The following is a 23,330-nucleotide window of genomic DNA, read 5'->3' as shown; positions in this document are numbered from 1 at the left end:
AGACCCTTGGGATGTGTTACACTGTGGAGAGGATTCCAAAAATTTCAAACTATTAAAGAAATATATAACATCAATACTTATGGGTAATCAGTAGGACTTAAGTCCCTCGCTAGGGATAAATATCTTGATTATCAGGAATTTTTCACCCAAGTCTGGTGTCTTCCCCAGCCCTCATTCAGCAACGGGAATAGCTATCACCTAAGGCTCCACCATTTGTGCTGAAAGACGAGTACAAGCTTTGATAAAAAGGAATTTAATTCATTAAACGTTCAGAGAACGTTTTTATCATTCATTCGATTTGCCCTTTCGGAACGAATCGAATAGCGTGAGGAAGCTTTTTTGTAGTGATTTTTATAATTGTTCAGTAAGAAATATTTTTTCGTTTCTGATTGTAAATCAGATATTTATATCCATGAAAATGTGATTTAATATGGGTAATATTACATGTCACACTGAACGTTAGCGTAAAATTGGTAGGCTATGGAGTGAAATTGTAGGTTTTAAAGCCATTGAGGCATGCGTGGCTTAATTTAGAGCATTTGGATTAAAAGGAATTTTGTGACATTAACAATACAAAAGGTACGTTGAGAGTCGTACTACTAATGATAGGAATAACACAAATAATACTATAAGACTTTCTCATATTAGCGAGTTAGCAGCAAGCTTTACCAGTATAATCACCTTATAAAATTAAACAAATTTTAACAAAATTAAACAAAATAAAAAAAATGAAAACCTATTTAATGTTTACCAAGAACTTTGATAAGGCTCTTGCGGAAATTGAAAAAATTGGGGGACATGTTACCCAAAAATTTACTGACTCTGTTTTTGTTGTCAATCATCCAGATTCACAAGCTATAGACAGTTTAAAACACTCATCAACAAAACCATTGGAAAAACTTGATGATCTTTCTGCTTTAATGGTGAAGTCATGGGAAGGATTTATATCAAAGCAGGATAAACAACTTAAAGAAGTACAAGAGAAACCCGTTTCCTGGGACACCAAAGGTTTTCAACATCCCAAAAACCCTGATAATGATGAGCAATTAAGAATTGAATTTGAGGCAATAAAAAAAAACTTAAAATCAACCGGAACACCGACAAGTGAAAAAATGACCGGTAGTATTGCCTTGGGGTTGATTATAGTTTCAGGAACACCAAGTGGTTTGGAGTTCTCTGTTGCGGAAAATCAATTAGTAGTTCAGGAAGTAATGGAAGGATGTCAGTTTTTGGCAACTGCTGGTGGAGTAAATGCTAGCATTAGTTTCGTTTATGATGTTCATTTATTATCAATTAATGCAATTCCAAATCCCTCGTGCAATTCTTACGAAAGCTGTGAATCGGTATTCAGAGATCCTGCATTACAGCAATTAGGATACTCGACAGGTTATCAGGGTTGTGTAAGCTTTGTAACAGATTTAAAGGCCAATAAAATGACCGACTGGGCTTATGTTGCTTTTTTTACTAAGTATCCAATGAATCATTTTGCATATGCAGGTGGTGTAAGATTATGTATGCAATATGCAAATGATGGTTGGGGTCCTCAAAGAATCAATCAGGTTTTTGCTCATGAAACATGCCACATTTTTGGGGCGGCTGATGAATATGGTAAAAGTAATTGTAGCTGTAATGTCAGTGGCATTAATAATGTTCCAAATAATAATTGTGTCAATTGCAATAATAGTGGATTTGGACATGTACCTTGTTTAATGAACCAAAATGATTTAGTTATTTGCCCTTGGACAATGGGACAAATAGGATGGATTAATCCTCTAGCTAATGGAAATCCTTGTATTGTTGAGTTTGGAAATAATTATTTGCACCTAGTTTACAGGGATAAGAACAATCAGATTTCAGATATTAACTGGAACGGATCAGCTTGGGTGTACCAAAATTTAAGTACTACACCATCCGTCATTAATGCTCCAGCAGCTAACGGAGACCCTCGTATTGTTGAGTTTGAAAATAATTATTTGCACCTAGTTTACAGAGATGTGAACAATCAGATTTCAGATATTAACTGGAACGGATCAGCTTGGGTGTACCAAAATTTAAGTACTACACCATCCGTCATTAATGCTCCAGCAGCTAACGGGGACCCTTGTATTGTTGAGTTTGAAAATAATTATTTGCACCTAGTTTATAGAGATGTGAACAATCAGATTTCAGATATTAACTGGAACGGATCAGCTTGGGTGTACCAAAATTTAAGTACTACACCATCCGTCATTAATGCTCCAGCAGCTAACGGGGACCCTTGTATTGTTGAGTTTGAAAATAATTATTTGCATCTAGTTTACAGAGATGTGAACAATCAGATTTCAGATATTAACTGGAACGGATCAGCTTGGGTGTACCAAAATTTAAGTACTACACCATCCGTCATTAATGCTCCACTAGCTAATGGAGATCCTTGTATTGTTGAGTTTGAAAATAATTATTTGCACCTAGTTTACAGAGATGTGAACAATCAGATTTCAGATATTAACTGGAACGGTTCAGCTTGGGTGTACCAAAATTTAAGTACTACACCATCCGTCATTAATGCTCCTCTAGCTAATGGAGACCCTTGTATTGTTGAGTTTGAAAATAATTATTTGCACCTAGTTTACAGAGATGTGAACAATCAGATTTCAGATATTAACTGGAACGGATCAGCTTGGGTGTACCAAAATTTAAGTACTACACCATCCGTCATTAATGCTCCTCTAGCTAATGGAAATCCTTGTATTGTTGAGTTTGAAAATAATTATTTGCACCTAGTTTACAGAGATGTGAACAATCAGATTTCAAATATTAACTGGAACGGTTCAGCTTGGGTGTACCAAAAATTCAATGTTTAGAATTAATATCATTACAAAATAGTCATTAGTCATTATGCCAGCGGCTAACAGGCGGTTTGGCACAATGGCGAATCGACAAATATATGCTGAGCTTCTTGAACCCAAGGCTGGTGTCTTCATACTGATGGCATGACTCCAAGTCATGCCATCAGTTGGATTTTACATTAAAGCGAATGGAGTAATTATTCCTATCCGTGATTTAAATGAAATAAAAATAAGCTTGTAATCTTAAGTAATTATCATTGTCTAATGGCTAGCTATATAATTGAGAGAATGATTGATTAACTTTTATACTCACTTGTATTATTTCGGATAGTTTTGAAGCAGTATTTAATTAGTAATGTGGAGGAGGAGCTTAAAATGAAAAAATCTCAAGCATTTGCTTGAGATTTTTCAGTAGTGGTCTCGTAGGGATTCGAACCCCAAACCTCCTGATCCGTAGTCAGGTGCTCTATCCAATTGAGCTACGAAACCATCTTGTGGTAATGTTTTCCCGTTGTTTCGGACTGCAAAGGTAGTAGGTTATTTTTATAATCCAAAACAAAAAAGATGAAAATTTTAAACTTTTTTGTAAGTTTCTGATTTTTAGGAAATTAAAATTGAAAGTTTTTTGAGGCAATAAGCTGTAAGCTATAAGCAATGAGCTTTTTGTTATGCTTGCCTAAAGCTTATCGCCTACAGCCTAAAGTTTTACCCGCTGATTGAATACGCAGATTTACGCTAATTTTATAAAACTGAATACCGAAAAACTGATAGCTGACATCCGAAAGCCAAAGTCCGAAGTCCGATAGCTCACAGCTGATAGCTCAAATCTCAAAGCTTAATATATCTTCTCCTTCTGCTCTTTTACTTTTGCATCCGTGATATAATCATCGAAGCTCATCAATTTATCTAAATAGCCTTTTGGTCCTAGTTCTAAGATACGGTTGGCTACTGTTTGCGTAAGTTGGTGGTCATGACAAGTGAAAAGGATAGTCCCTGTAAAATCAACCATACCGTTGTTTAATGCCGTGATAGACTCTAAGTCTAAGTGGTTAGTCGGCTCATCAAAGATGGCAACGTTCGCACCCGAAAGCATCATTCTTGAGAACATACAACGTTGTTTTTCACCTCCAGAGATAACTGTACATTTCTTCAAGGCTTCATCGCCCGAGAACAACATTCTACCCAAGAATCCACGAATAAACGATTCATCCTTTTCAGCAGAATACTGGCGTAGCCAGTCTACCAAATTTAACGAACCATCTTTGAAATATTCAGCGTTATCGTTTGGTAAATAAGCCTGCGTAGTAGTTACACCCCATTTGTACGTTCCTGAGTCGGCAACGCGTTCGCCCATCAATACGTCGAATAAGGCGCTAATTGCCAGTGAGTCGCGCGAGAGTACCGCCAGTTTATCGCCCTTAGTCAATGTAAACGATACGTCTTTTAGTAAATAACCACCTTCTTGGTTTTTCACGGTCAGTCCTTCTACCGAAAGCAACTGGTCGCCCGCTTCACGTTCTGGTTTGAAGTTGATAAATGGATAACGACGGGACGATGGCTTGATGTCATCAACCTGCAATTTTTCCAACATTTTCTGACGCGACGTAGCCTGTTTCGACTTAGCAACGTTGGCCGAGAAACGACGGATAAATTCTTCTAATTCTTTACGCTTCTCATCAGTCTTTTTGTTTTGGTCAGCACGCTGACGAGCCGCCAATTGTGATGATTCGTACCAGAACGTATATGTACCACCGTATAGTTGGATTTTACCAAAATCTAAATCGGCAATGTGTGTACAAACGTTATCCAAGAAGTGACGGTCGTGAGAAATGACAATAACTGTATTTTTAAAGTTTGTCAAGAAGTTCTCTAACCATAGGATAGACTCGATGTCTAAGTTGTTGGTAGGTTCATCTAGTAACAAAATATCTGGCGAGCCAAACAACGCCTGCGCCAAGAGTACCTTTACTTTCTCAGAACCCGATACATCTTTTAGCAAAGTATAGTGCAAATCTTCTTTAATGCCTAGTCCACTTAACAACGAAGCCGCCTCTGATTCAGCCTCCCAACCGTTCATTTCGGCAAATTCAGCCTCTAAATCAGCCGCACGGTTTCCATCCTCCTCGGTAAAATCTTCTTTTAGGTAAATAGCATCTTTCTCGATCATGATATCGTACAGACGTTTGTTACCCATGATAACGGCTTGTAAAACAGGTACTTCTTCGTATTCAAAGTGGTTCTGTTTCAACATCGACATACGTTCGCCTGGGTTCATCGTTACTGAGCCAGTCTGCGAGTCGATTTCACCTGATAAAATCTTTAAAAACGTAGATTTTCCTGCACCATTAGCCCCGATAAGACCATAGCAGTTGCCTTCTACAAATTTGATATTTACTTCTTCAAAAAGTACCCGTTTACCAAAACGGAGTGATACATTTGATACGTTTAGCATTATTGTAAGTATTATTGCTGGATATAGACACCGACTAAAAAAATCGCTTTGTCATCTGTTTTTAGGTTGATTATGAAGGTTTTGACCCGTTTTTCTTATCAAAAAATCAATAATCAACAGCTTTGTATAAAAAATCATACAAAATTACGACAATGCACTGAATTGACACGATAAAAAGCTGATATTCAAAAATTATTCTTGATGCTCGTTTGTAATCCCCTGGTTTGTAGCACACAAAACACAACCTAACCACAATAGTAGGGGCAATCCCTTGCGGTTGCCCTTGTGTAGGAGAGCATACGGTAACCGCAAGGGTTACCGCTACTTATAGTTCTTTGAAGATTTTCTACCGCTAGTCGTAGGTTTTCCTACGACTCCAAATGAAGAAGAGCGTCACGCTCGCATTTATTGATGAATGAGATGCCTGACACCATGACTGTCTTGGTTGTCGCTGTCTTCAATTTGGCTGAGTACTATTACTTGAGCGAAACGCTCTTTTGTGTTTGGAATCGTAGGAGAACCTACGACTAGAAGAGGTTGAAAAAAAAGATTTGTAATAGCCCCCTTAGCGTAGTGTTTTTCACTAGGTCAGGGTGATAAGCAATGTTACATGGCAAAAATGTGAACCATTTATCGTTTTTAAATCTTCCATTACTAGCCGATGCCTTCTAAGAAGGCAACACACACTGACGTAGTGAAAAACACTATGCCAAGCAAGGGACTATTGTAATTATTTACAATAATGTGAATGCAAATCATTCAAACGCTTTCTTACATTTTGGGGAAAACTACTAAATATTTTGCAAAAATACTTTTGGTGTTTTCCTATAATAAAGTCTGCATCTTCGAAATAACCTTCAGCATATTCTCCATCAACAAAAGGAGCTAAACCTAAATATGCCTTACATACTTGTTGACTTACACATGCCCTTTTCCCAATTAGCAATTCAATATCACTATAAATCTTATTCCATTTTTTACCTTTTTCAACAAAACTTAAAGAATAATATTCAGAAAATTCTTTATCTGTCATTGGGATTAATTTTGCTATTTCTTCATCAGAAAGTCTTTTTTCTTTCCAAAATTTTTCTAATAATGGATATAAGATTTTAGAGTAATCTCTAGCATCTACGACATTATCATTTAATGATATTGTTTTTAATTGAATTGTAGGGTCTAACTGTTTTGTTGTTAAGGAGTTATTAGAACAAATGATGATACTTGCAAATAATAGTATTTTCATAGTAGGTATTGTGTGTTTGTAGCCTTATAATAATTTGCCAGCAATAGGTAAAACAGATTGCTTGATGTTATAATCTATTCCTATACTTGCGTATTAAGGATGAGATAGAAATAACTAAGCCAAGTGATATACAAAAAAGAAGCGATATAAATGACGTAGTCTAAGACTACGCCAAACGAGAGTGAGCGTTTTGTACACCGAATTGCTATTACTCTGGCATATATTCATAATTATTTAACCTTCGATTAAAAATAATAAGTGGTATTGATGTGTCTTCTTTAAAAAGTCGTACAATTTTACTTCTTAATGGGTTTTCACTTAAATCGAGAACCTTAATATAGCTTTTTTTCGTGACGTCAGGTAATTCTTGTAGTAAATTTTTGCCTACTCTAAGTTCTTCTAAATGTTTTAAAAGCAATACCTCTTCTGGAATAAATTTTATTCTATTATTTGTTAAATTAATATATTTCAATCCCCTAGCAAAGTAAATATCATAAGGAATATTCCTAATCAAATTGCTCACAAAACTTACATCCTCTAATTTACAATACCTCTCAAAAAGCTCTTCTCTTAGTGTATCTATTTTATTAAAATTAGCATTCAAACTTTTTAAACCATAACTACTTGGAAGTATTAAAAATGTGATTTTATTCTCAGATATGATTAAATTCTCCAAGTATTTAAGACTCAATATTGCTTCAGGAAGTTGTTTGAGATTGTTATTTGATAGATTTAATAATTTTAGCTTTTTTAATTTTGTAATGCTCGGATCAACTCGACGAATCCTATTATAGGAAAGGTTGAGATATTCTAAATTTTGAAGATATTGAATTTCTTTCGGAATACGTTTAATGTTAGTATTATGTAAAGTAAGTTCAGTTAAATTCGAATACTTGAAAATATCCTTTGGAATAGATTTATAATTCTTATGTTTAATAATTAATTTTTTAACACTTAAGGGAGCCTTGTTTGCTTCCTCAAGGGAATAAAATGTACTATCTGTATGCTGGGAGAGGCAACAGATTTGCTTCAACAAAAGCAAGCATATTAATAGATGTTTTTTCATGTTTTTACTGTTTTGAGCTAGTAAATAGGGTATTTAATAATAAAGACCGAAAGATAAAGCCACAGTTTTAAATTCGCAATTTGCAAATCGTGAATTTATTGTTGACTACTCTCTCCTGTAGAATATTGAACGTTATCACTAGCGAGGGACTTAAGTCCTACTGATTACTCATAAGTTTATAAATTATTAATAATCAGATGGTTGTCTCTAGCGAGGGACTTGAGTCCCTCGCTAGAGATGAGGGCTTCAACGCTTGGTTTTAAAGACTATTTATGTACATTTAAACTAATTTGATCAATAATAACATTTCTATTTCAACTTTTTAAAAGATGTGGGTAATCAGTAGGACTTAAGTCCCTCGCTAGTGATAAATGATTGTAATACAGTATTTTGTAATAAAAATATAACCATTCAATCACTAACTCACTAAACAAAAAAAGACTCCACAAAGTGAAGCCTTTTTAAATACGAATCAAAAACCCGTTAGGGATAAAAATGTATTTGTGGTTAAGTAATTTTTTAAATCTAAATGTTAGGCAATGACAATTCATAACTCAAGACTCACAACTAAAAATTCAAGACTCACATGCTCATCACTCCAAACTCACAGCTTATAATGTGTTTCTGATAAAGCACGCAATACTGCCGCACTTTTTTCAGCGGTGATGTCTCTTTGTGGGTTCGCTAGCATTTCGTAGCCTACCATGAATTTCTTCACAGTTGCCGAACGCAAAAGCGGAGGATAAAACACAAAATGCCAATGCCATTCGTCATGCGCTTCGCCATCAGTTGGGGCTTGGTGTACACCAGCCGAGTAGGGGAAGGAGGTCTCAAAAAGATTGTCGTAACGTACTGTCAACCTTTTGTAGGCATTTGCAAAAGCGTCTTTTTCTGCATCGGTCATGTCCGAGATTCTTGCCATTTTACGCTTTGGTACAATCATTGTCTCAAACGGCCAAACCGCCCAATAAGGCACTAGTGCCACAAAATGCTCGTTTTCAAACAATACTCGCTCTTGTTTTATTAACTCTTTTCCTAGATAGTCTGCCAATAAAGAGCGTTGGTTTTTCTGCCAGTATTTCAGTTGGGCGATTTGCTTTTTCATGGGTTCATCTGGAATCGATGACGATGCCCAGATTTGTCCATGTGGGTGTGGGTTCGAACAGCCCATCACAAAACCTTTGTTCTCGAAAATCTGAACGTAGTTAATAAAGTCTTTTCCGCCTAAAGTTAGGTATTCATCTACCCATGCATCCACTACTTTTCTGATGGCCGTTTCTTCCATTTCTGGAACGGTCAGGTCGTGACGAGGGGAGAAGCAAATTACTCTGCCTAAACCTCTTTCAGTCTCTGCTCTGAACAATTCGTCTTCTTCAAAACTATGCGGAGGGGTGTCTTCTAACAAAGCCGCAAAGTCGTTATTGAAAATATAAACGTCTTGATAGTCAGGGTTTACTTCGCCATTCATCCGTGTGTTTGTCGGACACAGATAGCAGGTTTCGTCGTAAGCAGGACGGTCGTCGCCAGCTACTTTTTCTACCTGCCCTTGCCACGGACGTTTGGCACGATGTGGCGATACCAGTACCCAGCTGTCTGTCAGGGGGTTATATCTTTTATGTGGATGTTCTTCAAAAATTGAGTTCATATTTTTATTTTATTGAGTGATTGAGTGAGTTGTGAATGAGTGAGTTAGTGAATGTTTTTTATTGATAAACTTTATATCTTTAGTATAGCATCTAGTATCCAACATCTTCTAATCTAAAGGCTCATAATTACTCACTCAATCACTAATTCGCTCATTCACTAACTAAAGAGCCTCCGTTCCATTCGTCAAAGCCACCTCGTAGGTCACTAAATCTTTTTGGTATTTAGACTGATACGCTCTTTTGATTCTTTGTAAAAATGCTGCTGCATTACTTTTTTCAACGATGTTTACTGTGCAACCACCAAAGCCACCACCCATCATTCTTGAGCCTACTACGGCACTATCCTCACGAGTTTCGTCCACTAAAAAGTCTAGCTCCTCGCACGATACTGCATAATTATGTTGCAGACCGTCGTGCGTTTCATACATTTTTTTGCCGAAAGTCGCCAAATCATTTTGTTCCAAGGCTTCGCACGCCACTACTACGCGGTCAATTTCGCCCACCACATATACACAACGTTTATACACATTTTCAGAAAGACTATCTTTGGCATTTTCTACCATCGTAAGCGTCAAGTCTCTAAAGCTTTTTACGGCGGGATAAATACCTCCTAAAATCCTCAGCCCTTCTTCACATTCCAATCGACGGGTATTGTATTCAGAATCACCCAAAGAGTGTTTAACCCCAGAATTGCAAAGAATAATAGTATGGTTGGGTAACGACAACGGAAAATGTTGGTAATCAAGACTTCTACAATCCAAACGGATTACCGCATCTTTTTTACCAAACATCGAAGCAAACTGATCCATGATACCACAGTTTACACCTACAAAATTATTTTCAGCAGCCTTCCCGATTTTTACCATTTGCATGGTTGCTAAACCTAAAACATAGATTTCGTTCAAGGCAAAAGCCAAGCCCGTTTCTACCGCAGCCGACGACGATACGCCAGCTCCCAAAGGAATATCTCCACCAAAAACTAAATCAAAGCCCTTGATAGTCTGTCCCGCTTTTTGGATTTCATCCACCACGCCAATCAAGTAATTTGCCCAACTGTTGGTAGATTTTTGAATGTCGCTAATACTGAAAGAATCGCTACTTTCTAAATCGTAGGCATATACATTACAGGTGTCATCCTGACGAGGGGCAATGGCAAAATAAATGGCTTTATCGATAGCCGCAGGCAACACAAAACCATCATTATAATCGGTATGTTCGCCGATAAGGTTGATGCGTCCTGGCGCACGAACCACTAGGGAAGCTTGTTTTGAAAATTGTTCTTGAAATTTGGCAATAATATTTTCTGGGTACATCTCTGAGCGTAAAATTAAATTTTAAATCAAAGGACGATATTTTTTAGAAATACTCATTGCCATCATCTACGCTAGGCAATGAAATTAATTGAAAAAGTACCATAAAACCCATTAGAAAGGCATTACAAACATTTGCGCAAATTTTGCACAAACCTCAAAAATCTCCCTAATTTTACAAATCCAATCTCAAAGATGTATCATGCAGAAAAGTCAGGTTACTATTAAACATATCGCACAAGAATTAGGAATTGCTATTTCTACGGTGTCGAGGGCATTGCAGAATCATCCAAGGATTGGGCTTAAAACCAAAGAACAGGTTTTTGAAGTAGCCAAACGGCTAAACTATGTGCCAAATCCTGCGGCAATATTATTAAGGAAAAACAAAACCTATACAGTCGGCGTAGTGTTTCCGCATTTGCAGGAGGAGTTTTTTTCGCAAGCCATTACGGGCATCGAAGATGTTATTAGTGAAAAAGGTTATAACGTAGTAATCAGCCAGTCGAGGGATAAATTAGCACGCGAAAACAGGGCTATAAAATCGTTTATCAGTAGTAGGGTAGATGGCGTAATAGCCTCTATTTCTGCCGAAACTACGCAGTATTATTCTTTTAAAGAGCTAGAAAATTATGGTATTCCTTTGGTGTTTTTTGATAGAGTACCCAAAGACGTGGCTGTCAACAAAGTGAGGGGGAACATCCTAGAAGCCGCTTTTGAAGCCACGTCTTTTCTAGCCAACAAAGGCATCACCAAGATTGCCATTTTGAATGGTCCATCGAATCTGGAGATTTCAAATGAACGCTTAGAGGGTTATTGGAAAGCCCTAAAATCTTTGGGATTGCCCATCGTTCAGCACTACATTAAATCTACAGATTTGAGCAAAGAAGATACTTTCAAAAAAATGGAAGAGTTGATGGCTTTGCAAGAAAAACCCGAGGCAGTTTTATGTTTCAACGATTATGTAGCACTGTATGCCATGCAAAGCTGTCGGCAAAATGGCATTGTACCCAATAGCGATATTCACTTTGTAAGCTTCGCCAATTTGCCCATTACGGCATATTTAGATAACCCACCGCTGGCATCGGTAGAACAATTTGCCTACAAAATGGGCGAACAGGCGGCACTTTTACTTTTAAAGATAATAGATGCCAAACCAGCAGAAAAACTAATGCCTGAAGAGATTATTATTGATACGGAGTTGGTGGTGCATTAGGGGGACGCTTTAGGCTGTAAGCTGTAGGCAATAGGCTTTTTTGAGTTTTTGCTTTCGGACTTCGGATGTCGGCTTGATGTAGTCACTTGGCTAAAGCCAAGCGACTACATCAAGCGTTCTAATTTTTTTAAAATCTCCATAAATCAGCGTATCAAATCAGTGAAAATCTGCGGGTAAAACCAATAAACCACCATAAATGATGAAAAAGAAACTACTAAAAATTACTGTGTTAATAGTATTAGCGATGTGGGGTTTCTATACATTAGGAAGTCTATTTGCTCCTGGGTCATATCCAAATGCAGAAGTTTACGAAATAGAAATGAGTGATTCATTGTTGATTGAGCGTATCAAAAAGTTTAAAATAAATAATCCTTCTTATGATATTCCCTCAGCAACTGGATTAACAGATGATGTTTTAGGACAAGAAGACAAGTGGATTATGTGTTACTTTTATTATCAGAAAGAAAATCAAATTGTTCAAACATGGGTAAGAAAGTTTAATAATACAAGTTGTCAATTTGCAATTGTAAGCATTAATGATGGCATGGAGATAGGAAAATGGAAAGATTTAAATCATGACTATGGCTTTTTTGAGACTATCAAAGAACGAGATAAATTTGAAGAAAGAATCTTAAAACCTTTGAAGGTAAATTTTAAAAGAACTTCTATTTTTTAATTTTCCTATGGGTGACGGCTTTCGGTCGTCGGCTGTCGGCTTTCGGATTTTAGCTAGGCAGTCACTTGTCAAATACGAGCGACAGCGGGAAGCATGCTAATTTTTAAAAAATCTCCATAAATCAGCGTATCAAATCAGTGAAAATCTGCGGGTAATAAATATAGCCAAATAAGTAAAGACAGATTTTCGACATCTGTCTAGCGGTTACCTTTTGCGTTAATGTGCTTACAGAGTGCAACCTCAAGGGATTGCCTCTACGGGTTTAGAGCATTAGTCTTCGGCTTACGGTATGCTAATTTTAAAGCGTTTTGGCTATCTCCTCGTAATTTGGTGGAGTATATAACTTTACACCCTTGATGTTCTTAAAGTCTTTAGTATTATTTGTGAAAATTTCGATTTCATATTGTATCGCAACACTTGCTATTAACAAATCGCCAATTTTGGTAAAGTATCTTTGCGAAAGCTCAACTGCCAAAGTTGAAGTCTTTCTGTCAATATGAATCGTAGGGAATTTATCGATTGAGGCAAAAATGATTTTATACTTCTTCTCACCTAAATGAGACCTGTATGCACGAACCCAGTTAAATAATTCGATTTTAGTAATTGATGTAATAACAATTCTTTCATTACCGATGTAGTCAAAAGCTTTGATATATTCCTCTTTATTTGATAACCTTCTGCTTAATACTCCTGTGTCAACTATAATCAATCGCATGGTTTTAAATTAGGCACATCGCTTAACAAACTTGCAACCTCAGCAAAAGGGTCTTTAGACTTCTGCTGTGCAGTTTCAACAATAATAGCTTTACCATTATCAAGTTTAACTCTTTTTTGAAGTTTTTCAGTTTTTTGTTTTGCAACTACCATAGTTTTAAACTTTTAGTATGTAAATGTACTTAAATGTTGATTAATTTTAAGGATGAAGTGTTAATTTTTATTGTTAATAACTATGGCAGTCGGCTTTCTGGTTTTCGAAGTCACTCGGCAAAGCCAAGCGACTGCACATGCCTATCGCCTACAGCTGAAATCCGAAACCCAAAAAAACCTACAGCCAAAAACTATCACCATTTCCGAAGCACAAACTGCGTAGGCTTTTGTCTTGATAACATCAGCAGAATACTCTCGTAAGTAAGAGCCTCTAACAATTTGGTAGCCCTATAGGCAGAAATATTCACCAGTTTAGCATATTCCTTAGCCGTAATTTTGGTATTCTTTTTCAGATATGTAATTAAATACTTTACGTTGGGTTGTTCCAAGATTTGCTTGTTGATGTCCTTGTCACCAGCCTTTATCATTACTTGGGTCATCTCCTTTGTTACAGGCGTAGTTTCATCATTTGCCCGAACATATACTGTACGATGCTCGTGTTCGTCTATTGATTCATGCGGTTTATTGACAGCCTCTGTAATATTCACAATCATAATATTGTGTTTGCCTTCCACCTTTACCGACGAATACACAATATCAATAGGAGGGACTACTAGCTCGCTAGCCGCATAGATTACTTTCGTCATTTCTTCTATCTCCGAACAGCCTTTTATCGACTTATCGTCATTTACACCAATAATCAACTGTCCGCCAGAAGTATTGGCAAAGGCTGCCAAGGTGCGTGCTATTTTATAGGGACTATCTATTCTACTTTTAAATTCTAATGTGGTAGATTCTTTTTGTTTTAGTATTTCAAATAATTGTTTTTCTGTCATTCGTTTCGCTTATGAGTAAATAATGAACAATTTCGGTAATTTTGGATTATACTTTATATGTTATCAACAATATTTTGAAAACACAAGATTCCGACATTCCTTTAAAGGCATATCTATACCTCCTGTTGGGCGTTTTTTGTATCGCTTGGTCTGCTATTTTTGTCAAAATGGCCGATGCCCCAGCCCTTACTTCTGGGTTTTATCGTTACTTTTTTTGCTTTATTGGTCTCTTGCCAATTTGGTTATACAAAGGCATCAAAATCCCTGGTGCAAACACTGCCATTTTAATAACCATCGCAGGCTTGTTGTTCGTTGCCGACATGAGCCTATGGAATCTCTCTATCCTCCGCACTTCTGCGTCTGTATCTACTTTATTGGCTAACAATGCTTCGGTATTTGTTGGTTTAGGAACATTGCTTTTTTTTAAACAAAAACTGCCTAAAATATACTGGCTTGGCTTGGCAGTGGCTATGGTAGGGATTTTTCTGGTAGCGGGCAAAGATATTTTGCAAAATCCTAGTGTGGGGTTGGGGCATTTTATGGCTATAGGTGCCGCTGTATTTTATGCAGGGTATATGCTCATAACGCAACGCATCAGAGGGAAGGTCGATACCGTTAATTTTATGGCATGGTCGCTAATAGCCTGTTTGATTTTCTCGTTTCTTACTTGTTGGCAACAGGATTTAGAAATGACACATTTCAATCAAACTACATGGATAGCCTTTGTGGGTTCGGGTTTAATCTGCCATTTGGCGGGGTGGCTTTCTATAAACTATGCGTTGGGCTTTATCCCAGCCGCCATCGTGTCGCCCACCTTACTAATTCAGCCAGTGCTTACGTCGATTATCTCTTTTTTCCTGTTGGGCGAAATCCTAAGAACCGAACAGATTATTGGCGGACTGATTGTGCTGTGTGGTATTTATTTGGTTAATAAAAAGAGCTGACTTTGTAGCCTTTGTATCAATAAATGAATCATCCTTTTGGTAAGTTCCTCTTCGTTTCCCAAGAAAAGCAGGTACTCATCCAAGGTAAAATGCCCAGCAATTACACCTTCCAGATAATGCTTGAACTTCATGTCTTTTCTGATTGTCTGGTCGATATAAAGCAGCTTGTCTTTATCAGCTAATTTAAAGAATCCACCTTTGCGTTGATGACAATATTGTATGAAAATCTGAACCAATAAGTCGTTCTGTAATTTCAGGATAGGTCTTAATACCTCATTCTGAAATTTTTCAACTTCACCATTCGCCTCAACTTCAAATGTAATAATAGGTCTTAATTTTGGTAACTCTTGCTCTCTGTACATATAATAATCTTATTACTTAACCTCTTCAAAGGAGGAAAAGGTTTGTTTTCTATGGCTTTTTACTCGCGGAGGTATTGCCTATCAAGTACTTTTAAGTAAACAGTATTGATTTGAAAATGTTTTAATCCCATCGCTTAGTATATTGCGTTGCACATCAAGAAGAGTAAAATAAGCTAAAGGAAGGCGAAACCTCTCAAACTAGTTGTATCCCCCGCTTGGTGTTTGTTTAACTACCTTAGTGCATACAGCAATTATACATTGCAAAAATACAAAGAATTTTATAAGTTTGTCCAGCCAAAACATTTAGGTGTATGCCACAAACATTGGGTAACCTTGTGGACTAAGAATCCCAGACTCTAGCCATATTTTAAACCATAAAGGGCTGGTCTCTCAACGATTCCACATTGTCTTGTTAAAATCGCCTTAATGTAAAAATTAATATTCTGGCAACATAGTATCAATAATTATATAGTTACTTCGATATCAAAAGCCAACTAAATAATGTTGACTGGATGCTATACCAATCAAGAAGATAAATTATTCGAAAATCAATTAAAATAAACCCCTATCATAATGAAATATCCTATAATAGTACTACTATTACTTACCACACTAAGTGTGTATTCACAAAAAAAAACTACATCTTCGGTAAAGAAAGTAGCTAAGAAAACCAAAGTCGTAAAAAAAGTAAAAATTGTTGAAGAAGTTGAGGTTTCAGCACCAATAAATCCTGATGTGGATGAACCCCAAGAGTTGGTTTTTAGTTCTTCAGAAGATGAATTCGAACCTGAATTTGGTAACCTCGATCGTCCTGTAATGTTTAATGAAGTGCATAAGTTTGGAAGGTTAGACCCTACCATTGAGACAACTAAACAATCTTTGGGAAGTTTTATTAGTGAAGCCCTTAAAAAATCAGATGCTAAAGATTGTCCCATCGCTGGTAGCTATACTACTATAAGTATTTCGATTAGAAAAAATGGTAAGATAGACCATGTCGAACCTTTAAAAACTGAGGATTTTCATTCTAAATGTTTTCTAGCAATACGCGATGCTCTGATGTTATCAACAAATGATAAATGGACTCCAGCCCAAAAAAATGGTGAAAATATAAATTGTTTCTTCGTTTTTAAAGTTGAGTTTTAATAATTTTCTACTTCCATCTACGGAGTTAAAGTTGTCGAAAAACAAGTAAAATAAACTCTTTTGTTGAGGGAGGTGTTTTTTTTGCCTTTGTTGGAGATAACTGCAACGAAGGCGGAATTGAGAACCTTTTTATTTTCCCTCAAACTAGTCGTAGGTTGTTTCCTACGACTCCAAATACAAAAGAGCGTCACGCTCGTATAATGTATCAGAGATAAATATTCCTTTTGCCTTGAAACATTTTAATATATTCAATAAGCCCTTTCGGGCGTGAGGCTATTCTTTTCGCCTTTGTTGGAGTTATCTCCAATAACTAGTGCGACAGCAACACTAGAATAAAGATAAAACACAAATTATTAAGCTGGTGCGTTGCTGTCGCCCCCCTTGTTGGAGATAATTCCAACAAGGGGGGAAATTGAAAACAGTGGCTATTGGCACGTTGTAGGGAAGTTTGTCCTACTTTAAAAACATGGATGAAGTGCTATTCTCCTACGAGAATTCTATATATTTATATGGGTATTTTTTTTACAAACTGCCGTTGAACTCAATGTGTAGAAAAACTTTCATCAATACCATCATTAGCGGTAATTTTTGATTCCAAATCTTAAATGAAAATTAAATTTAAAAAGCTATTATTAGTTATCTTGACAATTTTGGTACTTGGATTTTTAATTCCCCAGTCACTAAAAATGCCAGTTAAAGATGCGACAATCAAAAGCTATTCCCAAGATTCATATTGGTTTTTTCCATGGGGAAAATCAGTGACACACAAAGGAGTTGACATCTTTGCAAAAAAGGGGACACCTGTTTATTCTTCAACATATGGTATCGTTATTTTTAAGGGACAGATTGAAATGGGAGGAAATGTGGTTTTAGTTCTTGGACCAAAGTGGCGTCTACATTATTATGCACACCTTGACAGAATTACTACGAAACAATTTTCTTTCATCACAATGAATTCTCAACTTGGAACAGTTGGTACTACAGGAAATGCAGTTGGGAAATTAGCACATCTTCATTACACTATAAGGACAATAATACCTTATTTGTGGCGATTTGACAGAACGCATCAAGGTTGGAAAAAAATGTTTTATCTCAATCCAATCCCATATTTAAATCAGAATTTTTCTAAGACAAATTAAAACTACTGCTAATAACTAAGACTTGAAGATATTTGCCAGAGCAGGTTTTGTCTGCTCTTTTATTTACTATGGTTATTTTTCCCCTTTTAATGGATAATAAATTTATCAGATTGCTTATGTATGAATTGAAAGAAGACTCATCACGCCACCACTACTTGCTCATTCATCTCAAACTAGTCGTAGGTTGTTTCCTACGACTCAAAATGTTAAAGAGCGTCTCGCTCGTAAAATGTATCAGAGATAAATATTCCTTTTGCCTTTAAACATTTTTCGCCTTTGTTGGAGTTATAACAACTAGTGCGACAGCAACACTAGGACAAAGATAAAAATCAGCTTATTAAGCTGGTGCGTTGCTGTCGCCCACCTTGTTGGAGATAATTCCAACAAAGGCGGAATTCTCCCCCGCAGGCATATTGGTTTTTATTCATTCAGCCCTACTTCAAACTTCATCCCAAAGGTTTTCTAAGGTGTAGCCACTGCCCTCTAAGCACCAAAAATCACCCTTTATATATCGATAATGTTGATCTAATTTATTAATTTTCTCCATTTCTAAAGGTGTAAGTTCAATATCAGCGGCTTCAATATTTTCTTTTAACCTTTGTGGATTTACGGATTTTGGAATGACCGATGTGCCTCTATTGATTGCCCAAGCGAGCATAATTTGTGCGGGTGTATTTCCTTTCTCTTGGGCAATATCTATAATTGTTTTATTTTCAAACAACTTGGGTTCACCTGCTGTAATCCTATTGATGGGTCTATCTGACGAACCAAGAGGGCAAAAACCAGTGAGGATAATGTTGTTGGCATTGGCAAAATCTACAATTTTATTTTGTTGAAGAAATGGATGCAATTCTAATTGTAGGGCTTCTGGACAAACGCCTGTTTCATTGATTAATTCATTGATTTTTTTAATGCTAAAATTTGAAACACCGATATGCTTGGTCAAATTATTTTCTTTTAAAGCAATCATCCCCTGCCAAGTTTCCACCAAAGGAATGTGCTTCAAGTCAACCATTTCACTTCCATCTTTTGGATAATTTACGTTGTTTAAGAGTGCTACTGGCCAATGAATTAAGTATAAATCTAAATATTCGAGTTTCAGACTGTCCAATGTTATTTCAATAGTTGGTTGAATATCAACTTTTTTATGGCGATTATTCCATAGTTTTGAGGTAATCCAAAGCTCATTTCTGGTTACCTCTTTATTATTGATTGCATCTGAAATTGCCTGCCCTATTTCGTGTTCATTACCATAGATTAAGGCACAATCAAAATGGCGATAACCAATTTCGATGGCTTTTCTAACGGTTTGATAAATCTCACCTTTGGCTGATTTCCAAGTGCCTAAACCCAACATTGGGATGCTGTCATTATTACTAAATTGAAGATATTTCATGAATTTTTGTTATCAATTTGATTGTTTTGTATATACAGTTTTCAGTAGGCTTACCAAACGATAAATCACTCACCCTTTACGTATTTCCTCCAATTATGTTGTTCTTTGAATCCAAGCACTTCTCGGATTTTTCGATTAGAAAATAAGGCTTCGTGTTCGCCTAATTCACGAGTAACTGGTACGTTGGGGAAAAACTTTTCGACTAATTCTTTACTTGGAATAATGGCACCATTGTGGTCATTTCCAGCATTGAAAATCTGAAACCCAAGCCCTTCTTTCTGTAAACATAAATTTACAATTTGTCCTAAGTCACGGGCGTCTATATAACAAAAAGCATTTCTGCGACGAACTTCAGGATTTTTAAAATAATGCGGGAATAGTTCAGCGTATTCATGAGGTTCAATCACATTTCCGATTCGGAGTGCATAAATATCAAGGCCTGAACGCCGCTGGAAACTCTGTGCCGTTTTTTCATTCACAACCTTTGATAATCCGTAACTATCCATAGGGTCCACATCATAATCCTCTTCAAGTGGTAATGATTTCGGGTCAGTTTGTCCATCTGAAAAACAGATTCCATAAGTGGTTTCCGAAGAAGCAATAATAATCTTTTTAATACCCAGTTTAACAGCTGCTTCTATCACATTATACGTCCCTATTGTGTTCACTCGAAAGGTTTCATTATCTGGTTTAATCAAAATTCTGGGAACTGCGGCAAAATGTACTACTGCATCAAATTTTGGTACGCCATTGCCACCTTCCAATTCACCTAAGCCTATGTAAGAACTCATGGCATTAAACATTTGTCCAGCATCCGTAATGTCAGCTATCAGGTTTTCAACCCCTGCAAGATTCAAAGGTGTTATATCCACGTTCAGTACCTTGTGTCCTTGTTCGAGCAGATACGCAATTACATGCTTTCCTGCTTTTCCCGAACCACCCGTAAAAAGAATTCTCATTTTAGTCATTTGTTTATTGAATTAATAAGGGTTTTTTCGCCTTTGTTGGAAATAACTCCAACAAGGGCGGAAAGTTTTGATGAACCTTCGTTTGGTGTAATATATTTTTCCTTTTTGCAATGTAACATTGCAGTACACACTGACGTAGTGAAAAACATTACGCCAAGGGAGGGTGTCCTCTACATTAACTAAAAGCGAAAAGCTCTTTTCAATTTTAGGTCTTAGGACAACCTAAGACCAGATTGAGACTATCCAAGTCGCAAACTTGAAACGGTGCTATCGAACACTATGACTATATTGGGAATATTATTTATTTAGGAATAAGTTAAATTTATCAGAAATTAGTTTATTCAAAACTGAATCATGTGTTAATACTTCCATGCCTCTATCATCATATAAATTAATTAAAACGTAAATATTATCGAAACTTATTAAATAAGCATTAATATTGGCTGATGGTTCAATACCCAATTCATAAGCGGCTATACATTGTATTACTGGTCGAATTTTTTCAAAATCATACTTTTTATAATTAATTAAGAGTATTTTATCGTTTTGTGTGTAATTTTCTTTAATGATAGAATCATTAAAATTATCTTCAAATATTGAGTCTGATAAATTTATTTCAAACCCTGCGTTTTCTAATTGTGTAAAAGTACCCAAAGGAACATCCCAAATTTTAAGAACAAGCCAACATTCTTTATTATGCATCAAAAATTCGGTTATGTCTTTATATCTTTGAATTACTTGTTCAACCCTTTTTTTTTACCTCCCATTTGAAAAATAATTTTTAATTCAGTACTTGAAGAAAAATATTTGGCGTATTCTACGGTAAATTGTTCAATATTCATTGTCTTATTCTTTAATTTTGTTTAAGTCTGCATCTAACGTTTTAGTCCTTACTAATTTAGTCCTTCACTTGGCGTAGTGTTTTTCACTATGTCAGCGTGTCAAGCAATGTTACATTGCAAAAATGCGACTCATTTTATAAGTTTTCAAGTTGCGGACTCTGCATATTTCTATAGTCCCACGCCTGACCTAGTCTACGCCAAGCGTGAGTGTCTATAACTTCTGTTTTAGAATAAAATTGGTGTTGTTTTTCAAATAATTATCTTTAGTCTTAAATACTATTACTTTCTCATTTTCGAATAAAACAAATTTATCTACAGGCTTAAAAGATGAATCCGTAATTCTAAAAAAATCACCACAATAATGTAGTGATGCTCTATATTTATTGTTAATAATTGATGTTTTTAATTCATAAAGTTCACAGGTATAGATGCTTTCAACAATTTTATACTTACCTACTTTGAACCCTCGTTTGGCATAGTGTTTTTGACCAGTTACAAACTTTTCGCCTTTGTTGGAGTTATAAACTTATAGAATGTTTTACTTTTTGCAATGTAACCTTGCAGTACACCATGACGTAGTGAAAAACACTACGCTAAGCAAGGGCATTGCCCATAACTAATAAACGATACGAAAAATGCTAAATAAAGTAATAAACTAATTTTCTGAATAAATAAATGTCTTGTTTAGATGTTTCTTTTTGCTTAGTGTAAACCAATAGTTTAATTGAATAGATAATGAATTTGAAGTTACTATGGTTGGATATGCTATACCTGTAATAGGGGAAATATTACTATCTCTTATATCAGAAATACCTAAGTTGTATTTCACATTCAGAGAAATTGGCAATTTTAAGTATGCCTGTAAATTCAAATCTGCAGCCGCTAAAAATCCCCAATTAAAAGAACTGTAGTTTATGATAGTGCCATTTTTACATGTACAAGTATCATTTCCTAAACTCTTCGTTGTTATATAGGGTGTAAGTATCTTGCCTAAAAATACACCTGCTCCGAGAGACAGACTTCTAAATTTTAATTTTTTTAAATTGAGTGTTGAATTGATGGTTAAATCGGTCTGAATATAGGGGAGAATAAAATCATCTTGGTATTGCATATTTGCTACAAATGGATTATTATATTTATCTATATAACCAATCGTTACAAAGTCAGTTTGTAGTTTAATTTTATAATTTTTATTAACATTTTTGACAACAGCAACTCCAAAAATTGGTCTTATTAATGTCTTATTCGTAAATAATCTATTAGTTCTTCCGTAATAAGAAGTTATTACTCCCATTTCTGGACTTATTTCCCAACTCGGTTCAATTGTATCTTGTGAGATACCCGTTGAATTGATTAAGAACACTAGAATTATTAACAGAAATAGCCGATTTGGGTAGTGTACTTTTATTTCCATGTAAGTTTAGTTTTATCTTAAAATAATGATTTTATAAACCACAAATCAAATTTTCCTCATTTGTACTAGTGCTTCAATACGTCAGAACGTACAACAATGTTACATTGCAAAAATACAACACCAAGTAGGTGAATTTGCAGTCTCAGACCGCTTTTTATTACACCATAGAGCTGGAAACCATCTTAATCTCTAATGTTTACGCTCAACCCAGTCAAGTTGAGTTATTTCACCATTAATAAACACAAACTGATACTCAATGTAAGTGTTTTCTATTGTATTAGAGTAGATATTGTGTCCAATAAGTGCATCTAATCTAAGGAATTTACCATCAAACTTTACAAAACTTATCTTAATCCCATCTTTAAGTCTTTTTAGATTTCTCCATGAAAAATATTTACTTTCTTTTGGGTCGAATTCCTTTAATGGTTTTACTAGTCTATCATAATAATTTTTTAACCGTGATTCATTTTCAATTATGTCATTTAAAGTATCACATGCTATTTTACCTCTTAGGTATGAGAAAATATCTATATCTCCATCAGAAATATTGCTATCAATGATAATTTTATTGTATTTTTTATATTTTTTTTCTGTAAAACGAAAAGAATGTAAATTTTGAATAATTCTACATGCAGCATCAAATTCTTTTTTTTGCGAAAAAGATGTCATACTAACCATACTTAAAAAAATCATTAATAATATCTTCATTCTAATTAGATTTAAAATCTTGTTTAATAATATTATAAAATATATCCAATCTATTTGATTTCCCGCCTTTGGCGTAGTCTTTCACTACGCCAGAACGTATAACAATGTTACATTGCAAAAATACAACGCATTTTACAAGTTCCTAATAGATTGGTCACTATCCCTAGCGAGGGACTTAAGTCCTACTGATTACCCACATCTTTTAGATAAGATAAAAAAAATTAAGAACTTGTAGCATGGAAATGTTTTTAGGTATAGAAAAAAAATATCTGTTCAC

Annotated in this window: 20 protein-coding genes and 1 tRNA gene; 6 read left to right on the top strand and 15 right to left on the bottom strand. The window is 35.6% G+C overall.

Going from position 1 to position 23,330, the window contains the following annotated elements; all coding sequences use genetic code 11:
• Positions 1-728 precede the first annotated feature (728 nt).
• A complete protein-coding gene (locus tag VB264_RS23785; RefSeq protein WP_323253710.1) occupies positions 729-2,843 on the top strand; it encodes a hypothetical protein in 2,115 nt (704 codons plus the stop codon).
• 400 nt (positions 2,844-3,243) lie between these two features.
• Here VB264_RS23785 and VB264_RS23780 read toward each other — a convergent pair.
• The 6 genes from VB264_RS23780 to VB264_RS23755 all read right to left on the bottom strand — a co-directional run bounded on the left by VB264_RS23780 (position 3,244) and on the right by VB264_RS23755 (position 10,548).
• Positions 3,244-3,317, bottom strand: a tRNA-Arg gene (locus VB264_RS23780).
• A 346-nt stretch (positions 3,318-3,663) separates the two neighbouring features.
• Positions 3,664-5,280 (bottom strand): ABC-F family ATP-binding cassette domain-containing protein, encoded by a 1,617-nt coding sequence (locus VB264_RS23775; RefSeq protein ID WP_323253708.1) that lies wholly within the window; start codon positions 5,278-5,280, stop codon positions 3,664-3,666.
• 730 nt (positions 5,281-6,010) lie between these two features.
• Complete coding sequence (locus tag VB264_RS23770; RefSeq protein WP_323253706.1) at positions 6,011-6,523, bottom strand: hypothetical protein; 513 nt, start codon at positions 6,521-6,523, stop codon at positions 6,011-6,013.
• Positions 6,524-6,731: 208 nt separating this feature from the next.
• The gene (locus VB264_RS23765) at positions 6,732-7,589 is read right to left on the bottom strand and encodes a leucine-rich repeat domain-containing protein (RefSeq protein WP_323253704.1); all 858 of its coding nucleotides are present in this window, start codon (positions 7,587-7,589) and stop codon (positions 6,732-6,734) included.
• 604 nt (positions 7,590-8,193) lie between these two features.
• On the bottom strand, positions 8,194-9,234 hold the full coding sequence (locus VB264_RS23760; protein ID WP_323253702.1) for a UDP-glucose--hexose-1-phosphate uridylyltransferase: 1,041 nt from the start codon (positions 9,232-9,234) through the stop codon (positions 8,194-8,196).
• 162 nt (positions 9,235-9,396) lie between these two features.
• Positions 9,397-10,548, bottom strand: coding sequence for a galactokinase (locus tag VB264_RS23755; protein ID WP_323253700.1), 1,152 nt, complete (start codon positions 10,546-10,548; stop codon positions 9,397-9,399).
• 199 nt (positions 10,549-10,747) lie between these two features.
• Here VB264_RS23755 and VB264_RS23750 point away from each other — a divergent pair, with 199 nt between their 5' ends.
• On the top strand, positions 10,748-11,758 hold the full coding sequence (locus VB264_RS23750; protein ID WP_323253698.1) for a LacI family DNA-binding transcriptional regulator: 1,011 nt from the start codon (positions 10,748-10,750) through the stop codon (positions 11,756-11,758).
• A gap of 199 nt (positions 11,759-11,957) precedes the next feature.
• A complete protein-coding gene (locus tag VB264_RS23745) occupies positions 11,958-12,434 on the top strand; it encodes a hypothetical protein (protein WP_323253696.1) in 477 nt (158 codons plus the stop codon).
• 298 nt (positions 12,435-12,732) lie between these two features.
• Here VB264_RS23745 and VB264_RS23740 read toward each other — a convergent pair whose 3' ends face one another.
• The 3 genes from VB264_RS23740 to VB264_RS23730 all read right to left on the bottom strand — a co-directional run bounded on the left by VB264_RS23740 (position 12,733) and on the right by VB264_RS23730 (position 14,137).
• A complete protein-coding gene (locus tag VB264_RS23740; RefSeq protein WP_323253694.1) occupies positions 12,733-13,149 on the bottom strand; it encodes a type II toxin-antitoxin system VapC family toxin in 417 nt (138 codons plus the stop codon).
• Positions 13,140-13,301 (bottom strand): hypothetical protein, encoded by a 162-nt coding sequence (locus tag VB264_RS23735; protein ID WP_323253692.1) that lies wholly within the window; start codon positions 13,299-13,301, stop codon positions 13,140-13,142. The genes VB264_RS23740 and VB264_RS23735 overlap by 10 nt, the downstream gene beginning before the upstream one ends.
• Positions 13,302-13,495: 194 nt before the next feature.
• Entirely contained in the window at positions 13,496-14,137 is a 642-nt protein-coding gene (locus VB264_RS23730; protein WP_323253690.1) for an AlbA family DNA-binding domain-containing protein, read from the bottom strand.
• Positions 14,138-14,211: 74 nt separating this feature from the next.
• Here VB264_RS23730 and VB264_RS23725 point away from each other — a divergent pair, with 74 nt between their 5' ends.
• Entirely contained in the window at positions 14,212-15,081 is an 870-nt protein-coding gene (locus VB264_RS23725) for a DMT family transporter (protein WP_323253688.1), read from the top strand.
• Here the strand turns inward: VB264_RS23725 and VB264_RS23720 are convergent.
• Positions 15,057-15,443 carry a glyoxalase gene (locus VB264_RS23720; RefSeq protein ID WP_309921542.1) on the bottom strand — a complete coding sequence of 129 codons (387 nt, stop codon included), beginning with the start codon at positions 15,441-15,443 and terminating at the stop codon, positions 15,057-15,059. The two genes, VB264_RS23725 and VB264_RS23720, sit on opposite strands and share 25 nt — an antisense overlap.
• A gap of 573 nt (positions 15,444-16,016) precedes the next feature.
• Between VB264_RS23720 and VB264_RS23715 the strand changes: the two genes are divergently transcribed.
• Both VB264_RS23715 and VB264_RS23710 read left to right on the top strand, forming a co-directional pair.
• Positions 16,017-16,586 carry a hypothetical protein gene (locus VB264_RS23715; protein ID WP_323253685.1) on the top strand — a complete coding sequence of 190 codons (570 nt, stop codon included), beginning with the start codon at positions 16,017-16,019 and terminating at the stop codon, positions 16,584-16,586.
• A gap of 605 nt (positions 16,587-17,191) precedes the next feature.
• Positions 17,192-17,725 carry a M23 family metallopeptidase gene (locus VB264_RS23710; protein ID WP_323253683.1) on the top strand — a complete coding sequence of 178 codons (534 nt, stop codon included), beginning with the start codon at positions 17,192-17,194 and terminating at the stop codon, positions 17,723-17,725.
• 439 nt (positions 17,726-18,164) lie between these two features.
• Here the strand turns inward: VB264_RS23710 and VB264_RS23705 are convergent, their stop codons facing one another.
• The 5 genes from VB264_RS23705 to VB264_RS23685 form a co-directional block, all read right to left on the bottom strand.
• Positions 18,165-19,121 carry an aldo/keto reductase gene (locus tag VB264_RS23705; protein ID WP_323253681.1) on the bottom strand — a complete coding sequence of 319 codons (957 nt, stop codon included), beginning with the start codon at positions 19,119-19,121 and terminating at the stop codon, positions 18,165-18,167.
• Positions 19,122-19,186: 65 nt separating this feature from the next.
• Positions 19,187-20,089, bottom strand: a complete 903-nt coding sequence (locus tag VB264_RS23700; protein ID WP_323253679.1) for an NAD-dependent epimerase/dehydratase family protein — start codon at positions 20,087-20,089, stop codon at positions 19,187-19,189.
• A gap of 297 nt (positions 20,090-20,386) precedes the next feature.
• A complete protein-coding gene (locus VB264_RS23695; protein ID WP_323253677.1) occupies positions 20,387-20,791 on the bottom strand; it encodes a DUF3885 domain-containing protein in 405 nt (134 codons plus the stop codon).
• Between the two features lie 795 nt (positions 20,792-21,586).
• On the bottom strand, positions 21,587-22,345 hold the full coding sequence (locus VB264_RS23690; RefSeq protein WP_323253675.1) for a hypothetical protein: 759 nt from the start codon (positions 22,343-22,345) through the stop codon (positions 21,587-21,589).
• Positions 22,346-22,534: 189 nt separating this feature from the next.
• Positions 22,535-23,053, bottom strand: coding sequence for a hypothetical protein (locus VB264_RS23685; protein WP_323253673.1), 519 nt, complete (start codon positions 23,051-23,053; stop codon positions 22,535-22,537).
• Positions 23,054-23,330 lie beyond the last annotated feature (277 nt).

Source organism: Arcicella aquatica (assembly GCF_034928825.1).
In the GTDB taxonomy this organism is placed as follows: Bacteria; Bacteroidota; Bacteroidia; order Cytophagales; family Spirosomataceae; genus Arcicella; species Arcicella aquatica.
The sequence above is the reverse complement of the archived record's forward strand: the minus strand, read 5'-3'. Positions and strand labels throughout refer to the sequence as shown.